This window comes from Citrifermentans bemidjiense Bem (assembly GCF_000020725.1).
Taxonomy (GTDB): domain Bacteria; phylum Desulfobacterota; class Desulfuromonadia; order Geobacterales; family Geobacteraceae; genus Geomonas; species Geomonas bemidjiensis.
This window is the reverse complement of sequence record NC_011146.1, coordinates 3,053,179-3,071,313: the sequence shown is the minus strand read 5'-3', so window position 1 is coordinate 3,071,313 and position 18,135 is coordinate 3,053,179. Positions and strand designations below refer to the sequence as shown.

Below are 18,135 nucleotides of genomic sequence, written 5' to 3'. Positions count from 1 at the left end.
TGCACAAGGAGACTGACATGAAGAAGCTGCTTTTGCTTTTGCTCTTGCTATACCCGCTGTCCGCTTTGGCTGAGACCTACGAGTGGACCGACGAGCGCGGCACGGTTAACTTCGCCGAGGATCTGGGGAAGGTCCCGAAAAAGTACCGGAAAAAGGCCAAAAGGCTGGGAAGCGAGGAGCCTCCCGCTGCCGCATCCGAGACGGCCAGCCCCAAGGGGGGCGAGGAAAAGGGAGCGAAAAACAACGAGAAGAGCAACGAGAAGAGCAAGACCTACGGGGGCAAGGATGAGCTTGCCTGGCGCAGGGAGTTCCAGCAGGCGAACTCGCGCCTGCAAAGCGCCCAGACGGAGTTGGACACGCTCAAGTCCCGGCTTGCCGACACCTCCCGCATGTCCCGCTCCGACTACCTGATGATCCAGAACAGCATCAAGCACAACGAAGCAAGGATGCAGGAACTGCAGAAAAAGCTGGACCAGCTGAACTCGACCGCGGACCGCTATGACGTCCCGGCAGACTTCAGGAAGTAGCGCGTCGCGGCGCCTCGCCCCGCGCCTTCCCGGTCCTGCTGCGCCCATTGCCGGCGCCGGCGGGGTCGGCGTTCGATAAGAATCAAACTTTCGGAGCTTTAAATGACTTTTCCCAACATCGACCCGGTGTTTCTGCGTCTGGGACCGCTGGAGTTCCGCTGGTACGGTCTCATGTACATCATCGGTTTCATCTCGGCCTATTTCATCATCCTGTCCGGCGTAAGGAGAAAGGGACTTTCTCTAACCAAGGACGACGTCGCGGACCTGATCTTTACCGTGGCGGTAGGGGTCATCCTCGGCGGCCGGTTCGGGTACATCCTGTTCTACAACCTCGCCTACTACATCGCCAACCCACTGAAGCTCTTCGCGGTCTGGGAAGGGGGGATGTCGTTTCACGGCGGGCTTATCGGGGCGGTGCTGGCAAGCATCTTCTATATCCGCAGGCATAAGCTCCGCTTTTACCGTCTGGCCGACATCGGTTTCCTTGCAGCGCCGGTGGGGCTTGGCTGCGGCAGGATCGGGAACTTCATAAACGGCGAACTCTACGGCCGGGTGAGCGACGTCCCCTGGGCGATGATCTTTCCGGGGGGAGGGCCGCTGCCGCGCCACCCCTCGCAGCTTTACGAGGCGCTGCTCGAAGGGCCGGTCATGTTCCTCATCCTTTACGCCATCTCCCGCAAGGTGAACCGCGACGGAGTGGTGGTGTGGTCCTTCATTGCCTTGTACGGGTTGTTCAGGTTTCTGTTGGAGAACTTCAGGGAGCCCGACCAGCAGATCGGTTATCTCTTCGGGGGGCTTTCGATGGGGCAACTGTTGAGCCTGCCGATGCTGCTTGTCGGCGGACTGATGGCGCTGTACCGCCTGAGAAGGGGGTGATGCGGGGGGTGGGTCAGGAGAGCTTTTTCTTCATCTCCAGGATGTTCTCCTTGCAGTTCTTGCGGTAGCACACCGAATCCATCAGGGTGCGGATCAGGAAGATGCCGCGTCCCCGGTCCTCCAGTTCCTCGAAGTTCGGGGCGGGGATCGAATTGATGTCGAAACCTTGCCCGTCGTCGTAGACCCTGATGGTGAGGTCGTCCATGTGCAGGGTGATGACGATGCGCACCAGCTTCTCCGGTTCCTTTGGCCCGGCGTGCTTGATGGCGTTCACCATCGCCTCGGTGAGCACCAGGTTCAGATGGTAGGCGAGGACCTCCTTGTCGCCGCTGTAGCGCTCGAGCTCCCGCGCTATGTCCTCTCCGATCTTACCGATAAGACTCAGGTAACGGGTCTTGTTGGGGACCTTTATGTCGACCTCGATCGTGTTTCCTTCCATCTGGCGCCTCGCTTATAACCTTGCCTTCCTTTAGGATTGAAAGTTTTCGATAGCCTCCACGGTGGAAGGGAAGATTTCGAACACCCTGTGCAGGCGGGTCAGCTCGAACATTGACTTCACCTGTGACTGCAGCGAAGAAAGTTTCAGATTTCCTTGGTGAGAAATGGCGTTCTTGAAGCCAGATACCGGCGCGCCCAAGCCGGAACTGTCAATGAAGCGCACATCTTTGAGATCTACCAGAACGTTTTTCTTTCCGTCTTCGAAGAGCTTTTGCACAGCGCTCTTAAGTTCTGTCGAGTTGTGAGCATCCAGCCTCTCTTCCTTGACGTATAAGATAACTACGTCCTTCCTTGTCTCGCTGGCTAGATTCATGGCGGTCTCCTTGTCTTGAGGTCAGATGCTTATGATGCCTGACTTATTGTGCAATAACTGCTGACATTTAGCAAGAGGCGGTCTCTGTCTCATTTTTTAACACCTTCATGACTACCATGGAAATGTCATCCTGTAAAGGATGGGGCCATGAGTAAGTATTGACCTCTGAAAGGACCCGCTCGATCACCGTTTCCGGTTCCTGGTCGGCCAGTCCAGAGACCAGTCGGCACAGTCTCTCGACTCCGAAAAGCTCGCCCGTTTCGTGCTCCGCCTCGATGATCCCGTCGGTATAGATGAGGAGCAGGTCCCCCGCCTCCAAGGTCACCTTTTTCTCCTCGAACGCGACCGACTGCTCGACCCCCAGGATCAGCCCTTCTGCGTCTAGTTCCTCCCACCCGCCGGCACGGAAGAGGATGGGGCGGCTGTGCCCTGCGTTCGCGTAGGAGAGCGTGCGGGTGGTCCCGTCGTACTTGGCGCAGAACATGGTGATGAAGAGTTCGGCGCCGCTCAGGTCGTCGTAGAGGAGCTCGTTCAAAAGCCTAAGCACGTCTTTGGCGGAGTGGGTTTCCTTCATCTGGGCCCGGAGCACGCTCCTGGTCTCTACCATGATCAAGGCGGCGCCTACGCTGTGGCCGGAGACGTCCGCCATGATGACGTCGACCCGCCCTTCGCCCCTTTCGAAGAAGTCGTAGTAGTCTCCCCCGACGTGCGCCGCCGGGATGCAGCGGCTGGCGATGCTGAGCCCTTTGAGGCGCGGGGCGGACTCGGGAAGGAGCGAGAGCTGGATCTGCTTGGCGATCTCGAGGTCGCGGGTCACCCGCGCGTTTTCCAGGAGCGCCGCCTCCTTTTGCCGCCTTTCGCGCTCTCTCGCCTCGCGCTCTTCGACTATGTTCACCGCCTGGGCTAGCTGCCCGGCGAGGCTCTCCAAGAGCTCCACGAACTGCTCGGTGAAAAGCCCGACGATGGATCTGGAGAAGACCGAGAGGACGCCGACCGGGGGGGCTCCGGCGCTGGCGATGGGGATGTGGGCGAAGGAGCGGATCCCTTCCCTGTTGGCGATCTCCTTGGCGATGGCCTTGGTGAGAAAGGCCGTGTCGTTCACGAATTCCGTCCGCCTCCCCAGGAAGGCCTCCCCTACGTGGGTGTCGATCTCCAGCGTCCTTCCTTCGCTGATGATGCGCTCCCCGCCATAGCCGCGGTGGCAGCGCACCTCCAGCATCCCTTCGTCGTTCAAGAGCCTGATGACGCAGAGGTCGAGCTTGAACTCCCGCAGTATCAGCTCGAGCAGGTCCCCCATGATGATGTCGAGCTCCAGCGAGCGGTTCATGATCTCCGAGGCCCGCAGGCGCACCGAGAGCGCCTCGCGGCTTTGATCCCTTGAGGTGCGCACGGTGGAAAAGATGTCGAAGACCGGCTCCATCCGGGAGCCTATGTCGGAGAGGAAGCTTTCCACCACGGCGCCCGCGGCGGCGCCACCCAAAGAGCCCGCCAGCGTCTTCTCCACGAAGCGCTTCAGGTTGGGGAGCTCGAACTCGGAGACCCCGCCCTTGCTGTCTATCTCCCGGTTCCCCAGGTAGTCGGTGATGGCGGTATGCGCCTGCTGCTCCCCGATGAACTTGGACATGAGGTTCACGAACTGCACGATGGTGACCGGTTTGGAAAGGCGCTTGGTTTCCCACTGCGGCTCCAGGTTCTCCGGGGAGAAGACCCGGACGAAGCGGTTCATCTGTTCGCTTTCCTTCTCGCCCTGTCCCAGGAGGATGGAGAGGGAGAGGTAGGCGAGGATGTTCATGAACATGCTCCAGAAGAGCGTATGGCTGTAGGGGTCGAGCCCGGTCAGCCAGAAAAGCGCCTGCGGCTTGAGGAACTCGATGCCGAACGGGCCCTGCAAAAGGAGGTCGTCCTGCCATCCTCCGGCCTGCAGCAGGGAGGGGAGCAGCAGCGTGTAGAACCAGACGGCAAACCCGCAGGAAAGACCCGCTATCGCCCCGGTCTTGTTCCCCCGGGGCCAGTACAGCCCACCTATCAGCGCCGGGGCGAACTGGACCGCTGCGGAGAAGGAGATGAGCCCCATGTTGGCGAGCATGTAGCTCTCTCCCACCACGCTTTGGTACAGGTAGCCCAAAAGGATGACCAGTACGATGCCGAAGCGCTTGAGGTTGATGAGGAGCTTGGGGAACCACCACTGCGGCTTGAACCTGATCACGACCGGCATCAGCACGTGGTTCAGCAGCATGGTCGAGACCGCAATGGACTCCACCATAACCATGCCGGCGGAGGCGGAGAAGCCCCCGAGGAAAGCGAGCAGGGCGAGCCACGGGTACCCCTGCTGCATGGGTAGGGTGAGCACGAAGAAGTCGGCCCCCACGTTGGAGCCGGTCAAAAGCACCCCGGCGAGCGCGATGGGCATCACGAACAGGTTCATCAGGAACATATAGGCGGGGAAGCGCCACGAAGCAGCGTTCAGGTGCGTTTCGTCGGCGTTCTCCAGCACCATCACCTGGAACTGGCGCGGCAGCAGCATCACCGCGCTCATGGAGAGGGTGAGCAGGCTGAACATGGAGGAGTAGGAGTTTTCGCCGGTCCCCCCCAGCGTGACGAGCCGGGTGAGCAGGGCCGGGTCTTTACCGTACATGCGGGTGAAGATGTCCCCCATGCCGTCGAAGACGAAGTAGGTGATGGTGATGCCGACCACGAGCATCGCCACGAGCTTTACCAGGGACTCCAGCGCGATGGCGGCCACCAGCCCGTCGTGGCGCTCGGTCGAGGCAAGGTGCTTGGCCCCGAAGACCACGCTGAACAGGGCCAGAAGGGCCGACGTGAAGAGCCCGGGGTGGGGAGAGGGGGTGTAGACCCTTTCCATGACGCCGACGTGGAAGTCGTGATAACCGGTGATGATGGTGAAAGCTGTGGAGACGGCCTTCAACTGAAGGGCTATGTACGGCATGATCCCCATCAGGGTGATCACCGTGATCATGGCTCCCAACCACTGCGAGCTGCCGTATCGGGAGCTGATGAAGTCGGCTATGGAGGTGATGTTGTTTTCCTTGGAGATCCTGACGATCTTCTTGAGCAGGAACCACCAGGTGAAAGCGGTGAGCGTGGGGCCAAGGTAGATGGGGAGAAAGTCGATGCCCGTGGTCGCGGCCTTGCCGACGCTGCCGTAGAAGGTCCATGAGGTGGAGTAGACGGCTATGGAGAGGGCGTACACGACGGGATTCGCCGTGATGCTCCTCCCCTCCCGTTGCCTCTGGTCGGCATAGTAGGCGACCAGGAACAGGATGACGATATAAAGGAGCGCCGTGCCCCAGACCCAGTTCACATCGAGCATCAGGGGCGCCCCTTTCCGTCAGTGTCTCTGCGTGCGGCACGGCTGAACAGGTAGACGATGAAGATGGAGAACATCCATCCCCAGAGCAGGTACAGGTAAAGCAGCGGGATACCGAAGGGGAAGACGGGCTTGTTGAAGATGCTGATGAACGGGTAGTTCATCATGATCATGCCGAGGACGAAGCAGATCACCCAGGTGTCCTTCAGCTTGAGCCTTTTAACGAGCAGCTCCCTGATGGTCGTCTTCATGGCAGTAACCCCATTGCGCGCAACACCAGGTCAGCCTCGGTGGAGAGGGGGAGGGTGGAGTCGACCGGGATGGACTCTCCCGCTTGCGGCGCCTCGAACTCCGCCTGTTGCCGGTGGAAGTGCTCCCACCTGGCGTCTGAGACTTCGCTTGCGTCGCCGCGGCGCGCCTCCAGCCGCTGCCGGATTATAAGTTCGGGGCAGCGGGTCTCGACCGTGTAGCAGGGAACGCCAAGCTGCGCGGCCAAGGCCCGGAAGGCCTCCCGGTCGGCGGCGCGGCGGAATGTGGCGTCGGCCACCACCCCCTTGCCCGCCTTGAGCGCCTCTTCGGCCTCGGCTAAAAGAGCTGCGTAAGTGGCGCGGTCCATATCGGCATTGTAGATGCCCCCCCGGTACTCTTCCGCCACCGGCTGCAGCGGAAGGCCGGCTACTTCCTTGCGCAGCACGTCCGAGCGCCGCAACTGGAACCCGAGTTCCAGGGCGAGTTCCCGGGCCAGGGTGCTCTTGCCGCTTCCCATGAGGCCGCAGGTGATCACCAGGGAAGGTTTGAGCCGGTCCCTCAGCGTATAGCCGCGGGCCAGGCGGAAATAACGCCGGGCCGTCTCCCTTTTGACGGCAAGTTCCGTGGAGGGTAAGTCGGGGTCGTTCAGCAGAAAGCTGGTCACCTTGCCGCGCACGAAGGCACGGTAGGTCTTGTAGAACGGAAGCAGGTTCCCTATTTCCCGATCCCCAGCGGCCTTTTGGTAGGCCGACAGGAGCGCCTCCGACAGGTCCGGGCGCCCGGCGTACTCCAGGTCCATCAGCAGGAACGAGAGGTCCGCCGCGGTGTCTATGTAGCGAAACCGCTCGTTGAACTCGATGCAGTCGAAGATGCAGACTTTGTCGGTGAGGCAGATGTTGCCGGAGTGGAGGTCGCCGTCGCACTCCCTGATGTACCCTTTGGCCACCCGCAGACGGAATTGCTCCTCGTTTTGCTCCAGGAACCGCTCGGCCCAGCGCCGTATGTCCGCAAGTTCGCAGGCGGATATGGTCACCCCCGCGAATGGTGCCGCCTGCCGGAAGTTCTCCTCCCAGTTGCGGCGGATGACGGCGGTTTGGCCGCAGGCGTCTATCTGTGCGCTGCGTAATGCCTTGGCATGGAAATCGGCCACCACCCGGGCGATCCGGTCCATGTCGGCGACGCCCGCTTCCCCCCGTTCCAGAAGGTGCACCAGCATCCGCTCTTCGGGGAGCCGTTTCATCTTCACCGCGTAGTCAAGGAGCTCGCCCCCGCCGGCAAAGGACGCTCCTTGGGAATTGCGCCGCAGTTCCACCACCCCCAGGTAGAGGTCCGGGCAGAGGCGCCGGTTCAACCGCACCTCTTCCTCGCAGTAAAAGCGCCGGCGCTCCAGCGTGGTGAAGTCGAGAAAACCGTAATCGACGGACTTTTTGACCTTGTATACGAAGGAGTCGGTAACGAAGATGAATGAAACGTGGGTCTCGATGAGGCGCACCCCGGCCGTGGGCTCGGGGTAAGCCTTTGCTTCAAGTAGCGATTTTATAAGCTTTCGAACCATGCTTTTGCCGTTAAACCGATGATTTGACTACAGAATACTATCATAGAGCATTTCAGGCGCAATAGCATAAAATACAGCAATTGTTGTTTGACGCTTTTACCTATTTATGTTAGCTTTTCGTGTAATTAGCCGCGCCATCCCTAGGATACTGTATCCCACAGGGTGCCGCGTTTTTTCGATTTTTGCCACGGAAATCTACCGACCACAGGTACCTCATGACCAAGAAGTGTCTAGCGCTCCTTTCCCTCACTTTGTTAATTAATGCCTGCGCCAGCGAGCACGCCGCCGGCACGATCCCTTCGGCCGGACTCGAGGCTGTTGCGGCCCCGTCGGCCGGTCCCGGAGAGGGACGCACCATGTACCTCTTCGCCTTGGCGCGTCTGCGTGCCACCGAGGGGGATCAGGATGCGGCGCTCGTGCTTTTGCGCCAGGCGATGGAATCCGACCCGGCGGCAGCCTACCTGCACACGGCGGCGGCCCAGATCCTCTTGCAGCAGAATAAACCCGAGGAGGCGCTGGTCGAAAGCCAGACCGCCATCAATACCGACCCCGCTTTCCTGCAGGCGCAGCTTCTTTCAGGGAACATCCTGATGACCATGCAGCGCGAGAAGGAGGCCATCCCCTATTACAAGAAGGTGATGGAACTCGACCCGACGAAAGAAGAGGTCTACCTCCACGTCGCCATCTATTACCTTAAGAGTTTCGAGTACGAGCAGGCGGTCGACACCCTGAAGGCGTTGGTCAAGGCTTCGCCCGATTCGGCGCTCGGCTACTACTACCTTGCCAAGACCTACGAGCAGATGCGTCTGCCGCGCGAAGCGCTCGGCTACTACAAGAAGGCCCTCGATTTGAAGCCGGACTTCGAGCAGGCGCTGATAGAGATGGGGATCTCGCAGGAGACCCAGGGGCTCATCCCCGACGCCATCGAGAGCTACAAGGGGCTTCTCGATATCAACCCTGCCAACGCCAACGTCGTGCAGCATCTGGCGCAGCTCTACATCCAGCAGAAGCGGCTTAGCGAGGCGCTCGCCCTGTTGCAGGAAAAGGGGGGGAAGACCCTCGAGAACTCCCGCAAGATCGGGCTTTTGTTCCTGGAGCTGGAGCGCTACGACGATGCGGTGAAGACCTTCCAGGAGATCCTCGAGGTAGAGCCTGCCTCCCAGCAGGTCCGCTTTTACCTCGCCACCGCCTACGAAGAGAAGGATGCTGCCGACCTGGCCATCGCCGAATTCCTGAAGGTCCCCAAGGAGTCTCCCTACTATCCCGATGCAGTCGGCCACCTGGCCTACCTGTACAAGGAGAAGGGGACCCCGGAGAAAGGGATCGCCCTCCTGAAGGAAGAGGTTAAGGATCAGCCTTCGAGGGTCGAGCCGTACCTGCATCTGGCCGGCCTCTACGAGTCGATGGAGCGCTACCGGGAAGGGGTCGACACGCTGAATTCCATGGACGACAAGCTCCAGAACGACCCCCGCGTATTGTTCCGCCTCGGCATCCTGTACGACAAACTCGGGCAGAAAGAGCAGTCGGTCGCCATGATGAAGCGGGTTATCGCCGCGACCCCGGACGACGCCAACGCGCTCAACTACCTGGGGTACACCTATGCGGAGATGGGGGTGAACCTCGAGGAGGCGCTTTCCTACCTGAAGAAGGCGGTCGAGCTGAAGCCGGACGACGGCTTCATCATGGACAGCCTCGGCTGGACCTACTTCAAGCTCAAGCGCTACAACGAGGCGGTCGCCCAACTGGAGCGGGCAGCGGAGCTCTCCGACGAGGACGCCACGGTGCTCGGACATCTCGCCGACGCCTACTGCGCCGCCCGTTCCTATAAGAAGGCGCTCCCGCTGTACCGGAAGCTGCAGAAGCTGGAGCCCGAGCAGAACGCCGAGCTCGCCGAGAAGATCAGGCACTGCCGCCAGGAGAGCGGGGAAAAATGACCTTTTCCCGCTGTCTCCCCCTCCTTCTAGCCCTCCTTGTCTTCGCCGGTTGCGCCAAGGGTGCGCCTGAGGACAAGGCGCGCGCGCAGGGCGGGGCGGCTTCCCGCGGCAGCTCCTTTGTTACCGGCAGCATCGGCGAGCCCTCGAACCTGATACCGATACTGTCCGCCGACTCCGCCTCCAGCGATGTGGCTGGCCTGGTCTACAACGGGCTGGTGCGCTACGACAAGAACCTGAAGCTGGAGGGGGACCTGGCCCAGTCGTGGGAGGTTTCCCCCGACGGCCTAGGCATCACCTTCCACCTGCGCCGCGGCGTCAAGTGGCACGACGGCCACGACTTCACCTCCCGCGACGTCCTCTACACCTACAAGGTCACCATCGACCCCAAGACGCCGACCGCGTATGCGGAGGACTTCAAGCAGGTGCAGACCGCCGAGGCGGTGGATACTTACACCTTCAAGGTGCGTTACGCCAAGCCCTTCGCACCGGCCTTGGCCTCGTGGGGGATGCCGGTGCTGCCGGCTCACCTTCTGGAGGGGAAGGACATCACCAAGAGCCCGCTCTCCAGGAAGCCGGTCGGTACCGGACCCTACATCTTCAAGGAATGGGTGCCGGGACAGAGGTTGATCCTGGAGGCGAACCCGCATTACTACGAGGGGGCGCCGCACCTCTCGCCCTACGTCTATCGCATCATCCCGGACAACTCCACCATGTACATGGAGCTCAAGGCTGGCGGCATCGACATGATGGGGCTTTCCCCGGTGCAGTACCAGCGCCAGACCGGCAGCCGCGAGTTCCTGTCCCGTTTCAACAAGTACCGCTATCCGGCCTCCGCTTACACCTACCTGGGGTACAACCTGCGGCTTCCCATGTTCCAGGACGTCAGGGTGCGCCGCGCGCTCACCTGCGCCATCAACAAAGAAGAGATCATCCAGGGGGTCCTGCTCGGGATGGGGCAGATAGCGCATGGTCCGTACAAGCCGGGGACCTGGGCCTGGAAACCGAAGATCGAAGCCGACCCCGGCTACGATCCGGCTCGCGCCGCGGCACTCTTGAAGGAAGCAGGGTACGTCATGGGGAGTGACGGCATCCTGGTCAAGGACGGCAAGCCGTTGAGCTTCACCATCATGACCAACCAGGGGAACGATCAGAGGCTCAAATGCGCCCAGATCATTCAGCGGCGCCTGAAGCGGGTCGGCATAGACGTCAAGATCCGCGTCATGGAATGGGCCTCCTTCCTCACCAACTTCATCGACAAGGGTAGGTTCGAGGCGGTGCTGCTCGGTTGGACCATCTCCCAGGACCCCGACCTTTACGACGTCTGGCACTCGTCCAAGACCGGCCCCAAGGAGCTGAACTTCATCGGCTACAAGAACCCGGATTTGGACCGGCTGATCGTGGAGGGGCGCGGCACCTTCGATATGGGGAAACGGCGCGAGAGCTACTACCGGATCCAGGAGATACTGGCACAGGACCAGCCTTACACCTTCCTGTACGTCCCGGACGCGCTCCCGGTAGTCGCCTCCAGGATCAAGGGGATTGAGCCTGCACCTGCGGGGATCAGCTATAACTTGATCAAATGGTACGTGGAACAGTGAACCAATTGACGATTGACAATTGACAATTGACAACGAAAAACTCAACAACTATCTATCGCCACTCATCTGTTTATGGCGCACTTCCCGCTCTGGAAAGAGAGTGGGGATCCTGAATGATCTGTATCGACGAATAGGTTGAAGTGTTAAAAAGCTTCTCCTTTATCTTTATCTTTATCTTAATCTGGTTCATCAATGACCAACTACCTGATAAAACGCATACTCATGCTCTTCCCGCTGCTGCTCGGGATCACGCTGATCACCTTTACGGTGATTCATCTGGCACCGGGGGAACCGGTCGAGATGCAGACGGCGATGAGCCCGAAGGTCTCGGCTCAGGCTAGGGCGAGGCTGCGCGAGTTCTACGGCCTCGACAAGCCGCTCCACGTGCAGTACGGCATGTGGCTTTCCAACCTGGCGCACCTGGACTTCGGACGCTCGTTCGCGCCGGACAACCGCCCGGTGCTGGACAAGATCAAGGAACGGATCCCCATTACCATCTCGCTGAACGTGATCGCGCTGATCCTGGAGTTCGGGCTCGCCCTCCCCATCGGTATCCTCGCGGCGGTGCACCGGGACACGCTTCTCGACCGCGCCATCTCGGTCTTCGTCTTTGCCGGGTTCGCCGTTCCGACCTTCTGGCTTGCGCTGCTCTGCATGTACTTCTTCGGCGTGAAGCTGAACTGGCTCCCCATCTCGGGCATCCATTCGCTCGGCAGCGACGCGCTTCCCACGCTGGCCCGTTTCTGGGACCTGGCGAAGCACCTTCTGCTTCCCATCTCCATCGCCACCTTCGGAAGCCTCGCCGGCCTTTCCCGCTACATGCGCTCCACCATGCTCGAAGTGCTCTCGCAGGATTACATCACCACCGCCCGGGCCAAGGGGGTGAAGGAGCGGGTGGTGATCTACCGGCACGCCCTGAAAAACGCGCTGCTTCCCGTGATCACGCTCCTCGGCTTCTCGCTTCCCGCCCTGATCGGCGGCAGCGTCATCTTCGAGACCATATTCTCCATCCCCGGGATGGGGCAGCTCTTCTACCAGGGGGTCATGGCGCGCGACTACCCGCTGGTCATGGGGATCCTCGTGATCGGCGCCGGGCTCACGCTCGTCGGCAACCTTTTGGCCGACCTCTGCTATGCCTTCGCGGATCCCCGCATCCGGCACGGGAGGGGCTAGCCCATGAACGGACCTTTCCGCGAGTTCTGGGAACGCTTCAGCGCCAACCGCTTCGCCCTGGCTGGCCTTTGGGTGATTGCCCTTTTGTTCCTCCTTTCCTTCGCCGCCTCCTTCATAACCCCGTACGACCCGGACGCCATCGATGCCTGGCACGTGCTGCTCCCCCCCTCCGCCGCGCACTGGTTCGGCACCGACGAATTGGGGCGCGACGTCCTCACCAGGGTGATCTTCGGCGCGCGCGTCTCGCTCAAGGTCGGCTTCGTGGCGGTCGGTATCGCCGTGGCGGTCGGGACCGTGGTGGGGCTCTTCGCGGGATTCTACGGCGGCTGGGTCGATTCGGTGCTGATGCGGATAGTGGACATCATGCTCTGCTTCCCCACCTTCTTCCTGATCCTGGCGGTGATCGCCATGCTGGAGCCTTCCATCTGGTACATCATGGTCATCATCGGACTTACCGGCTGGATGGGGGTGGCGCGCCTGGTGCGGGCGGAGGTCCTTTCCCTGAAGAGCCGCGACTTCGTCTCCGCTGCGAGGGTGCTGGGGGCGTCGGATAGGCGCATCATCTTCCGGCACATCCTCCCCAACGCCCTCTCCCCGGTGCTGGTTTCCGCGACGCTCGGGGTGGCCGGAGCCATCCTCACCGAGTCCGCGCTCTCCTTCCTCGGCATCGGGGTGCAGCCGCCGACTCCCAGTTGGGGCAACATCCTCACCTCCGGCAAGGACTACATCGAGTTCGCCTGGTGGCTTTCCCTGTTCCCGGGGGTGGCCATCCTGGTCACGGTCCTCTCCTACAACCTGGTGGGCGAAGGTATCCGCGACGCGCTGGACCCGAGAAGGCAAAGGTAAAAAACCGGTTCAACGTTCGACGTTCAACGTTCGACGTTGTCATCTGCTTTTGGCTCACGCGTCTCGACGGCTACAACACCGGTTCGATGTTCAACGTTCGACGTTGTCATCTGCATTGGGGCCTTCGTATCGACGGCCACAGAAGCCGCAAGGTGTTGTGGCTCCAAGAGGAAAAACGTACTGAACCTTGAACGTTGAACGTTGAACAGATTTCAGGATAAGAGGAGCGCCATGGCAGAGCTTTGCGAAGAAGCATTCGATGTGCTGAAGATAGACAAGAAAGATTACGTCCCGACCACCCTTGAAGACGAGGTGAGGGTGGACAAGCTTTGCAGCGACCTGCTGCACCGGTTCTACGCCGAGAGTCAGATGGCCGGGCTTTCTCCCGAAGACGCCACCGCGCTTGCGGGCGCCGCCGACTACTTCGTCAGGGATTTTGTAGTTTCCATCAAGGGGCGCAGCCTCTTCGACGAGCGTTCCGGCATTGTGCGACAGTTCGCCGGCAACTGGTACATCGTCAATACCATGGAACCGCTCGCCACCGAGATCGAGGGATACCTCGCCGGCATCCGCGAGTTCTACCGTTTTCTGTACGGCCACCAGCTCATCTCCCTGAAGTTCCTCCAAGCCATCGAAGCTGAGTGCTCGCAGCTCGATTACTACGCGCAGCGCATCGAATCCTTCTGGGACATCACCGGCGACGGCTATTTCGATTGGGAGAAGGAGTGCACACTCAAGGACTAAAGCAAAGATAAAACCAGAGGCAAAAACCTTTCACCACAGAGGACACAGAGGGTCACAGAGGAAAAACAGAAACAGGGGAAAAACAAAATCTTCTTGGGGAAAAGCTTAGACCTAAAGACAGAAGCAAAAGCTTTAACCACGGAGGGGCACAGAGGAAAAGCAAAATCTAAAGACTTTGACTTTCCCCCCTAAAAATCTCTGTGACCTCCGTGGACCTCAGCGACCTCTGTGTTCCGCCTTTTCGGGGTGAACCTTTAGGAGTCTATTGAAGACCTTAGTTACCAAAGTACGTAACCAGAACCTCTTTCAGCCGGGCGAGACCGTGGTGGTGGCGGTGTCCGGAGGGGCCGATTCTGTAGCACTTCTCGACATCATGACGCGGCTGGAGTGCGGGCTGCGCCTGGTGGTCGCCCACCTGAACCACTGCCTGAGGGGCGCCGAATCGGATGCCGACCAGGCCTTTGTCGCCTCCCTCGCCGACAACTATCACCTTCCCTTCGTTTCCCAAAGCTGCGACGTCGCAGATCTGGCGCGCCGCGAGCGGCTCTCCCTGGAGGACGCCGGTCGCCGGGCGCGCTACGCCTTCCTGGAGCAGACTGCCGAGCAGTACGGGGCCTTCAGCATCGCGCTGGCGCACCACCAGGACGACCAGGCCGAGACCGTGCTGATCCGCCTCTTGCGCGGTTCCGGCGGGACAGGCCTCTCCGCCATGGCCGGTACGGCCGGCGATAAGCTGAAACGCCCGCTCTTGCAGGTCTCCCGCGTAAAGCTGGAGCAGTACTTGAAACAGCGGGAGCTAAGCTATCGGACCGACTCGACCAACGCCGACACCGCCATCCTTCGTAACAGCATCCGTCACGAGCTGATCCCGTTATTGAGGCGCTACAACCCCAAGGTCTCGGAGCGTCTGGCAGCCACCGCGGAGATACTTGCCGGCGACGAGGAACTGCTGGAAGGCCTCACTCAAGCCGCCTACCAAAGGCTCGCCTCAGCCGAGGGGGGGCAGGTCCGCTTTCAGGTCGAGCCGCTCATGAAGGAGCCGCGCGCCCTTCGTCTGCGCCTTTACCGGCGCGCGCTCACGGAGCTGCGCGGCGACCTGATGCGGATCGGCCTTGCGCACCTGGAGGCTATCGACCTCCTTGCCGCGTCCCCCCGCCCCAACGCAGAGGCAACGCTCCCAGGAGCATGCCGGGTTTCGCGCTGCTACGGCTCACTTTCCCTCGGCCACGCCGCCGCTCAGGCACCACCCCTATGGGAGCAGGTGGTTGCGGGGGAGGGGCGCTACCCGCTTCCTGGCGGAGGGGTGCTGCTGGTAGAGCGCCTGCCGCGTCCGGATAGCCTCGACACCGGGTCGCGCTGGAGCGCCTTCCTCTCTCCCGAAACTGTCCCTTTTCCTTGGCTTTTGCGCGGCTTCCGGCCCGGCGACCGTTTCACGCCGCTGGGCATGAGCGGGGCGCAGAAAATCAAGGACGCTTTCATAAATGAAAAGGTGCCGCCGCAGTTGCGCAGACGCATACCGCTTTTGCTGAGCGAGGGGGAAATTGCCTGGGTCCCGGGGGTGAGACTTGCGGAACGGGGTCGGGTGACACCCCGGATTGACGCGGTCTTACGGGTGGAAATTCTTGAAATTACACCTTAAAGCTCTTGTCAACCAGCACCCTTTATGGTAATCCTTTTGTTCATTTGAACGCATATTTTTCTCTCTCATAAGTGGCCGTAAAATCGACTCTTAGACAAACTTGGCATCCCGCGAGCGCGGCCGGAACTTCATCGGCAGGTCGCGGGCTTGCAGCATACGAAACAAACGGGGAGGAATCTTGAATCAATTTTATAAGAACTTGGCGCTCTGGCTTGTCATCAGCCTGATGATGATCCTGCTGTTCAACCTGTTCAACAAGCCAAAGCCGACCCAGGAGAAACTCGACTTCAGCGAGTTCATCTCGGCTGTGGAGACCGGCAAGGTGAAGAACGTCAACCGCCCGGTCCAATCGGTGGTGATCCAAGGTAACGAGATCATCGGCAAGTTCTCCGACGGCAAGGAATTCAGAAGCTACAAGCCTGCCGACGCCAACCTCACCGACAAGCTGATCGCCAAGGGGATCGCAGTTTCCGCCCGCCCCGAGGAGGAGCGCTTCTCCTGGTTCTCGCTTCTGGTCTCCTGGTTCCCGATCATCTTCCTCGTGGCCGTCTGGATCTTCTTCATGCGCCAGATGCAGGGAGGGGGCGGCAAGGCGATGGCGTTCGGCAAGAGCCGCGCGAAGCTCCTCACCGAGGCCCAGGGTCGCGTCACCTTCGAGGATGTGGCCGGCATCGAGGAGGCCAAGGACGAGCTCGAAGAGATCATCAACTTCCTCAAGGACCCCAAGAAGTTCACCAAACTGGGCGGCCGCATCCCCAAAGGGGTGCTCCTCATGGGCCCCCCGGGCACCGGCAAAACCCTGCTCGCCCGCGCCATAGCCGGCGAGGCCGGAGTTCCCTTCTTCTCCATCTCCGGCTCCGACTTCGTCGAGATGTTCGTCGGCGTCGGCGCCTCCCGCGTGCGCGACCTGTTCGTGCAGGGGAAAAAGAGCGCGCCTTGCATCATTTTCATTGACGAGATCGACGCTGTCGGCCGTCATCGCGGCGCCGGTCTCGGCGGCGGGCACGACGAGCGCGAGCAGACCCTGAACCAGCTCCTGGTCGAGATGGACGGCTTCGAGTCCAACGAAGGGGTCATCCTGATCGCTGCCACCAACCGCCCGGACGTCCTCGACCCGGCGCTGCTCCGCCCGGGGCGTTTCGACCGCCAGGTCGTGGTACCGCGCCCGGACGTGAAGGGTCGCGAGATGATCCTCAAGGTGCACACCAAGAAGACCCCGCTCTCCCCGGACGTCGATCTCGGCGTCATCGCCCGCGGCACCCCCGGCTTCTCCGGCGCTGACCTCTCCAACGTGGTCAACGAGGCAGCCCTCATCGCGGCCAGGAAAGAGAAGAGCATGGTCGAGATGATCGACTTCGACGACGCGAAGGACAAGGTCCTCATGGGTGTCGAGCGCCGCTCCATGGTCATCTCGGACGAAGAGAAGAAGAACACCGCCTACCACGAGGCGGGGCACACCCTTGTCGCGAAGCTGATCCCGGGCACCGACCCTGTGCATAAGGTCTCCATCATCCCGCGCGGCAGGGCGCTCGGAGTCACCATGCAGCTCCCCATCGAGGACAAGCACAGCTACTCCCGCGAGTCGCTTCTGGACCGCATCGCGGTGCTTCTGGGCGGCCGCGTGGCCGAGGAGGTCATCTTCAACTCCATGACCACCGGCGCCGGCAACGACATCGAGCGCGCCACGGAAATCGCGCGCAAGATGGTTTGCGAGTGGGGCATGAGCGAGAAGTTGGGTCCCGTCAGCTTCGGCAAGAAGGACGAGCAGATCTTCCTCGGGCGCGACATGGCGCACCAGAAGAACTACTCCGAGGCGACCGCCATCGAGATCGACCACGAGATCAGGCTGATCGTGGAGCAGAACTACGCCCGGGTACAGGAGCTGCTCAAAGGGAACCTCGACTCCCTGCACAAGATCTCTCTGGCGCTCATCGAGCGCGAGAATCTCTCGGGCGAAGAAGTCGACCGCATTATCGCCGGCGAGCAGCTCGCGCCGGAACCGGCAGCCGCGGAGTGATGGCAGTACCCGAAACGTGGCAGCTTTCCCGCCGCGCCCTTTCGCTTGAGCGCCCGCTGATCATGGGCATATTGAACGTGACCCCCGATTCCTTTTCGGACGGGGGTCGCTTCTTCTCTCTCGACGCAGCCATAGAGCGCGCGCAGGAGATGGAGCGCGAGGGAGCCGACATCATCGATATCGGGGGCGAGAGCACCCGCCCCAACGCCCCGGCTGTTGGGGCGGCGCAGGAACTGGACCGGGTGGTCCCGGTCATAGAGGCGCTCTCCCACCGCATACAACTCCCCATCTCCATCGACACCTACAAGGCAGAGGTCGCCCGCGCTGCGTGCGCCGCCGGGGCCGAGATCGTCAACGACGTCACCGGCCTCATGTTCGATCCGGACATGGCACGCGTCACCGCCGAGGCCGACGCCGGGGTGGTGGTGATGCATACGCGCGGCATGCCCGATACCATGCAGGCGGAGACCGGCTACGACGATCTCATGGCGGAGGTGAAAAGGTACCTGGAGCAGAGCGTGGCCCTCGCGCGGGAGGCAGGCATCGCCGACGGGCGCATCGTGGTCGACCCGGGGCTTGGCTTCGGCAAGAGCGTCCAGGGGAACTTGGAGCTGATCAAGAGGCTCGCCGAGTTCCGGGAACTGGGGTTTCCCATCCTGGTCGGGCCGTCCCGGAAGTCCTTCGTGGGAGCGGTAACCGGCAGGGGAGGGGGAGAGAGAATTTTCGGTACTGCTGTCGCGGTGGCTATGTCCGTCGCGCACGGCGCCTCCATCATCAGGGTGCATGACGTGGCTGCCATGAAGGACGTCGCCGTCATGGCGCGGGCGCTCATGTAGCC

15 protein-coding genes are annotated in these 18,135 nt (G+C 61.2%); 10 read left to right on the top strand and 5 right to left on the bottom strand.

Annotated features, from left to right (window positions below; translation table 11 throughout):
- The first annotated feature begins 17 nt into the window (after positions 1-17).
- Both GBEM_RS13245 and lgt read left to right on the top strand, forming a co-directional pair.
- Positions 18-527, top strand: coding sequence for a DUF4124 domain-containing protein (locus GBEM_RS13245; RefSeq protein WP_012531082.1), 510 nt, complete (start codon positions 18-20; stop codon positions 525-527).
- A gap of 102 nt (positions 528-629) precedes the next feature.
- Positions 630-1,403: a prolipoprotein diacylglyceryl transferase gene (gene lgt, locus GBEM_RS13240; RefSeq protein WP_012531081.1), complete on the top strand. Its 774-nt coding sequence runs from the start codon at positions 630-632 to the stop codon at positions 1,401-1,403.
- 13 nt (positions 1,404-1,416) lie between these two features.
- Here the strand turns inward: lgt and GBEM_RS13235 are convergent, their stop codons facing one another.
- From GBEM_RS13235 to GBEM_RS13215, 5 genes are all read right to left on the bottom strand, one after another.
- A complete protein-coding gene (locus tag GBEM_RS13235; RefSeq protein WP_012531080.1) occupies positions 1,417-1,842 on the bottom strand; it encodes an ATP-binding protein in 426 nt (141 codons plus the stop codon).
- Positions 1,843-1,872: 30 nt separating this feature from the next.
- The gene (locus GBEM_RS13230) at positions 1,873-2,214 is read right to left on the bottom strand and encodes an STAS domain-containing protein (protein WP_012531079.1); all 342 of its coding nucleotides are present in this window, start codon (positions 2,212-2,214) and stop codon (positions 1,873-1,875) included.
- Positions 2,215-2,281: 67 nt separating this feature from the next.
- Positions 2,282-5,545, bottom strand: a complete 3,264-nt coding sequence (locus tag GBEM_RS13225) for a SpoIIE family protein phosphatase (protein WP_012531078.1) — start codon at positions 5,543-5,545, stop codon at positions 2,282-2,284.
- Positions 5,545-5,793 carry a hypothetical protein gene (locus GBEM_RS13220; protein WP_012531077.1) on the bottom strand — a complete coding sequence of 83 codons (249 nt, stop codon included), beginning with the start codon at positions 5,791-5,793 and terminating at the stop codon, positions 5,545-5,547. Before GBEM_RS13220 ends, GBEM_RS13225 begins: the two co-directional genes overlap by 1 nt.
- A complete protein-coding gene (locus GBEM_RS13215; protein WP_012531076.1) occupies positions 5,790-7,346 on the bottom strand; it encodes a bifunctional aminoglycoside phosphotransferase/ATP-binding protein in 1,557 nt (518 codons plus the stop codon). The genes GBEM_RS13220 and GBEM_RS13215 overlap by 4 nt, the downstream gene beginning before the upstream one ends.
- 215 nt (positions 7,347-7,561) lie before the next feature.
- Between GBEM_RS13215 and GBEM_RS13210 the strand changes: the two genes are divergently transcribed.
- From GBEM_RS13210 to folP, 8 genes are all read left to right on the top strand, one after another.
- Positions 7,562-9,280: a tetratricopeptide repeat protein gene (locus tag GBEM_RS13210; protein WP_012531075.1), complete on the top strand. Its 1,719-nt coding sequence runs from the start codon at positions 7,562-7,564 to the stop codon at positions 9,278-9,280.
- Positions 9,277-10,878 (top strand): peptide-binding protein, encoded by a 1,602-nt coding sequence (locus GBEM_RS13205; protein WP_012531074.1) that lies wholly within the window; start codon positions 9,277-9,279, stop codon positions 10,876-10,878. The genes GBEM_RS13210 and GBEM_RS13205 overlap by 4 nt, the downstream gene beginning before the upstream one ends.
- Positions 10,879-11,070: 192 nt before the next feature.
- Positions 11,071-12,051 (top strand): ABC transporter permease, encoded by a 981-nt coding sequence (locus GBEM_RS13200; RefSeq protein WP_012531073.1) that lies wholly within the window; start codon positions 11,071-11,073, stop codon positions 12,049-12,051.
- A gap of 3 nt (positions 12,052-12,054) precedes the next feature.
- Complete coding sequence (opp4C, locus tag GBEM_RS13195; RefSeq protein ID WP_012531072.1) at positions 12,055-12,897, top strand: oligopeptide ABC transporter permease; 843 nt, start codon at positions 12,055-12,057, stop codon at positions 12,895-12,897.
- A 231-nt stretch (positions 12,898-13,128) separates the two neighbouring features.
- Complete coding sequence (locus tag GBEM_RS13190; protein ID WP_012531071.1) at positions 13,129-13,641, top strand: hypothetical protein; 513 nt, start codon at positions 13,129-13,131, stop codon at positions 13,639-13,641.
- 265 nt (positions 13,642-13,906) lie between these two features.
- Positions 13,907-15,280 (top strand): tRNA lysidine(34) synthetase TilS, encoded by a 1,374-nt coding sequence (gene tilS, locus GBEM_RS13185; protein ID WP_012531070.1) that lies wholly within the window; start codon positions 13,907-13,909, stop codon positions 15,278-15,280.
- 178 nt (positions 15,281-15,458) lie between these two features.
- Positions 15,459-17,297, top strand: a complete 1,839-nt coding sequence (gene ftsH / locus GBEM_RS13180; RefSeq protein WP_012531069.1) for an ATP-dependent zinc metalloprotease FtsH — start codon at positions 15,459-15,461, stop codon at positions 17,295-17,297.
- Positions 17,297-18,133: a dihydropteroate synthase gene (folP, locus tag GBEM_RS13175; RefSeq protein WP_012531068.1), complete on the top strand. Its 837-nt coding sequence runs from the start codon at positions 17,297-17,299 to the stop codon at positions 18,131-18,133. Before ftsH ends, folP begins: the two co-directional genes overlap by 1 nt.
- Positions 18,134-18,135 lie beyond the last annotated feature (2 nt).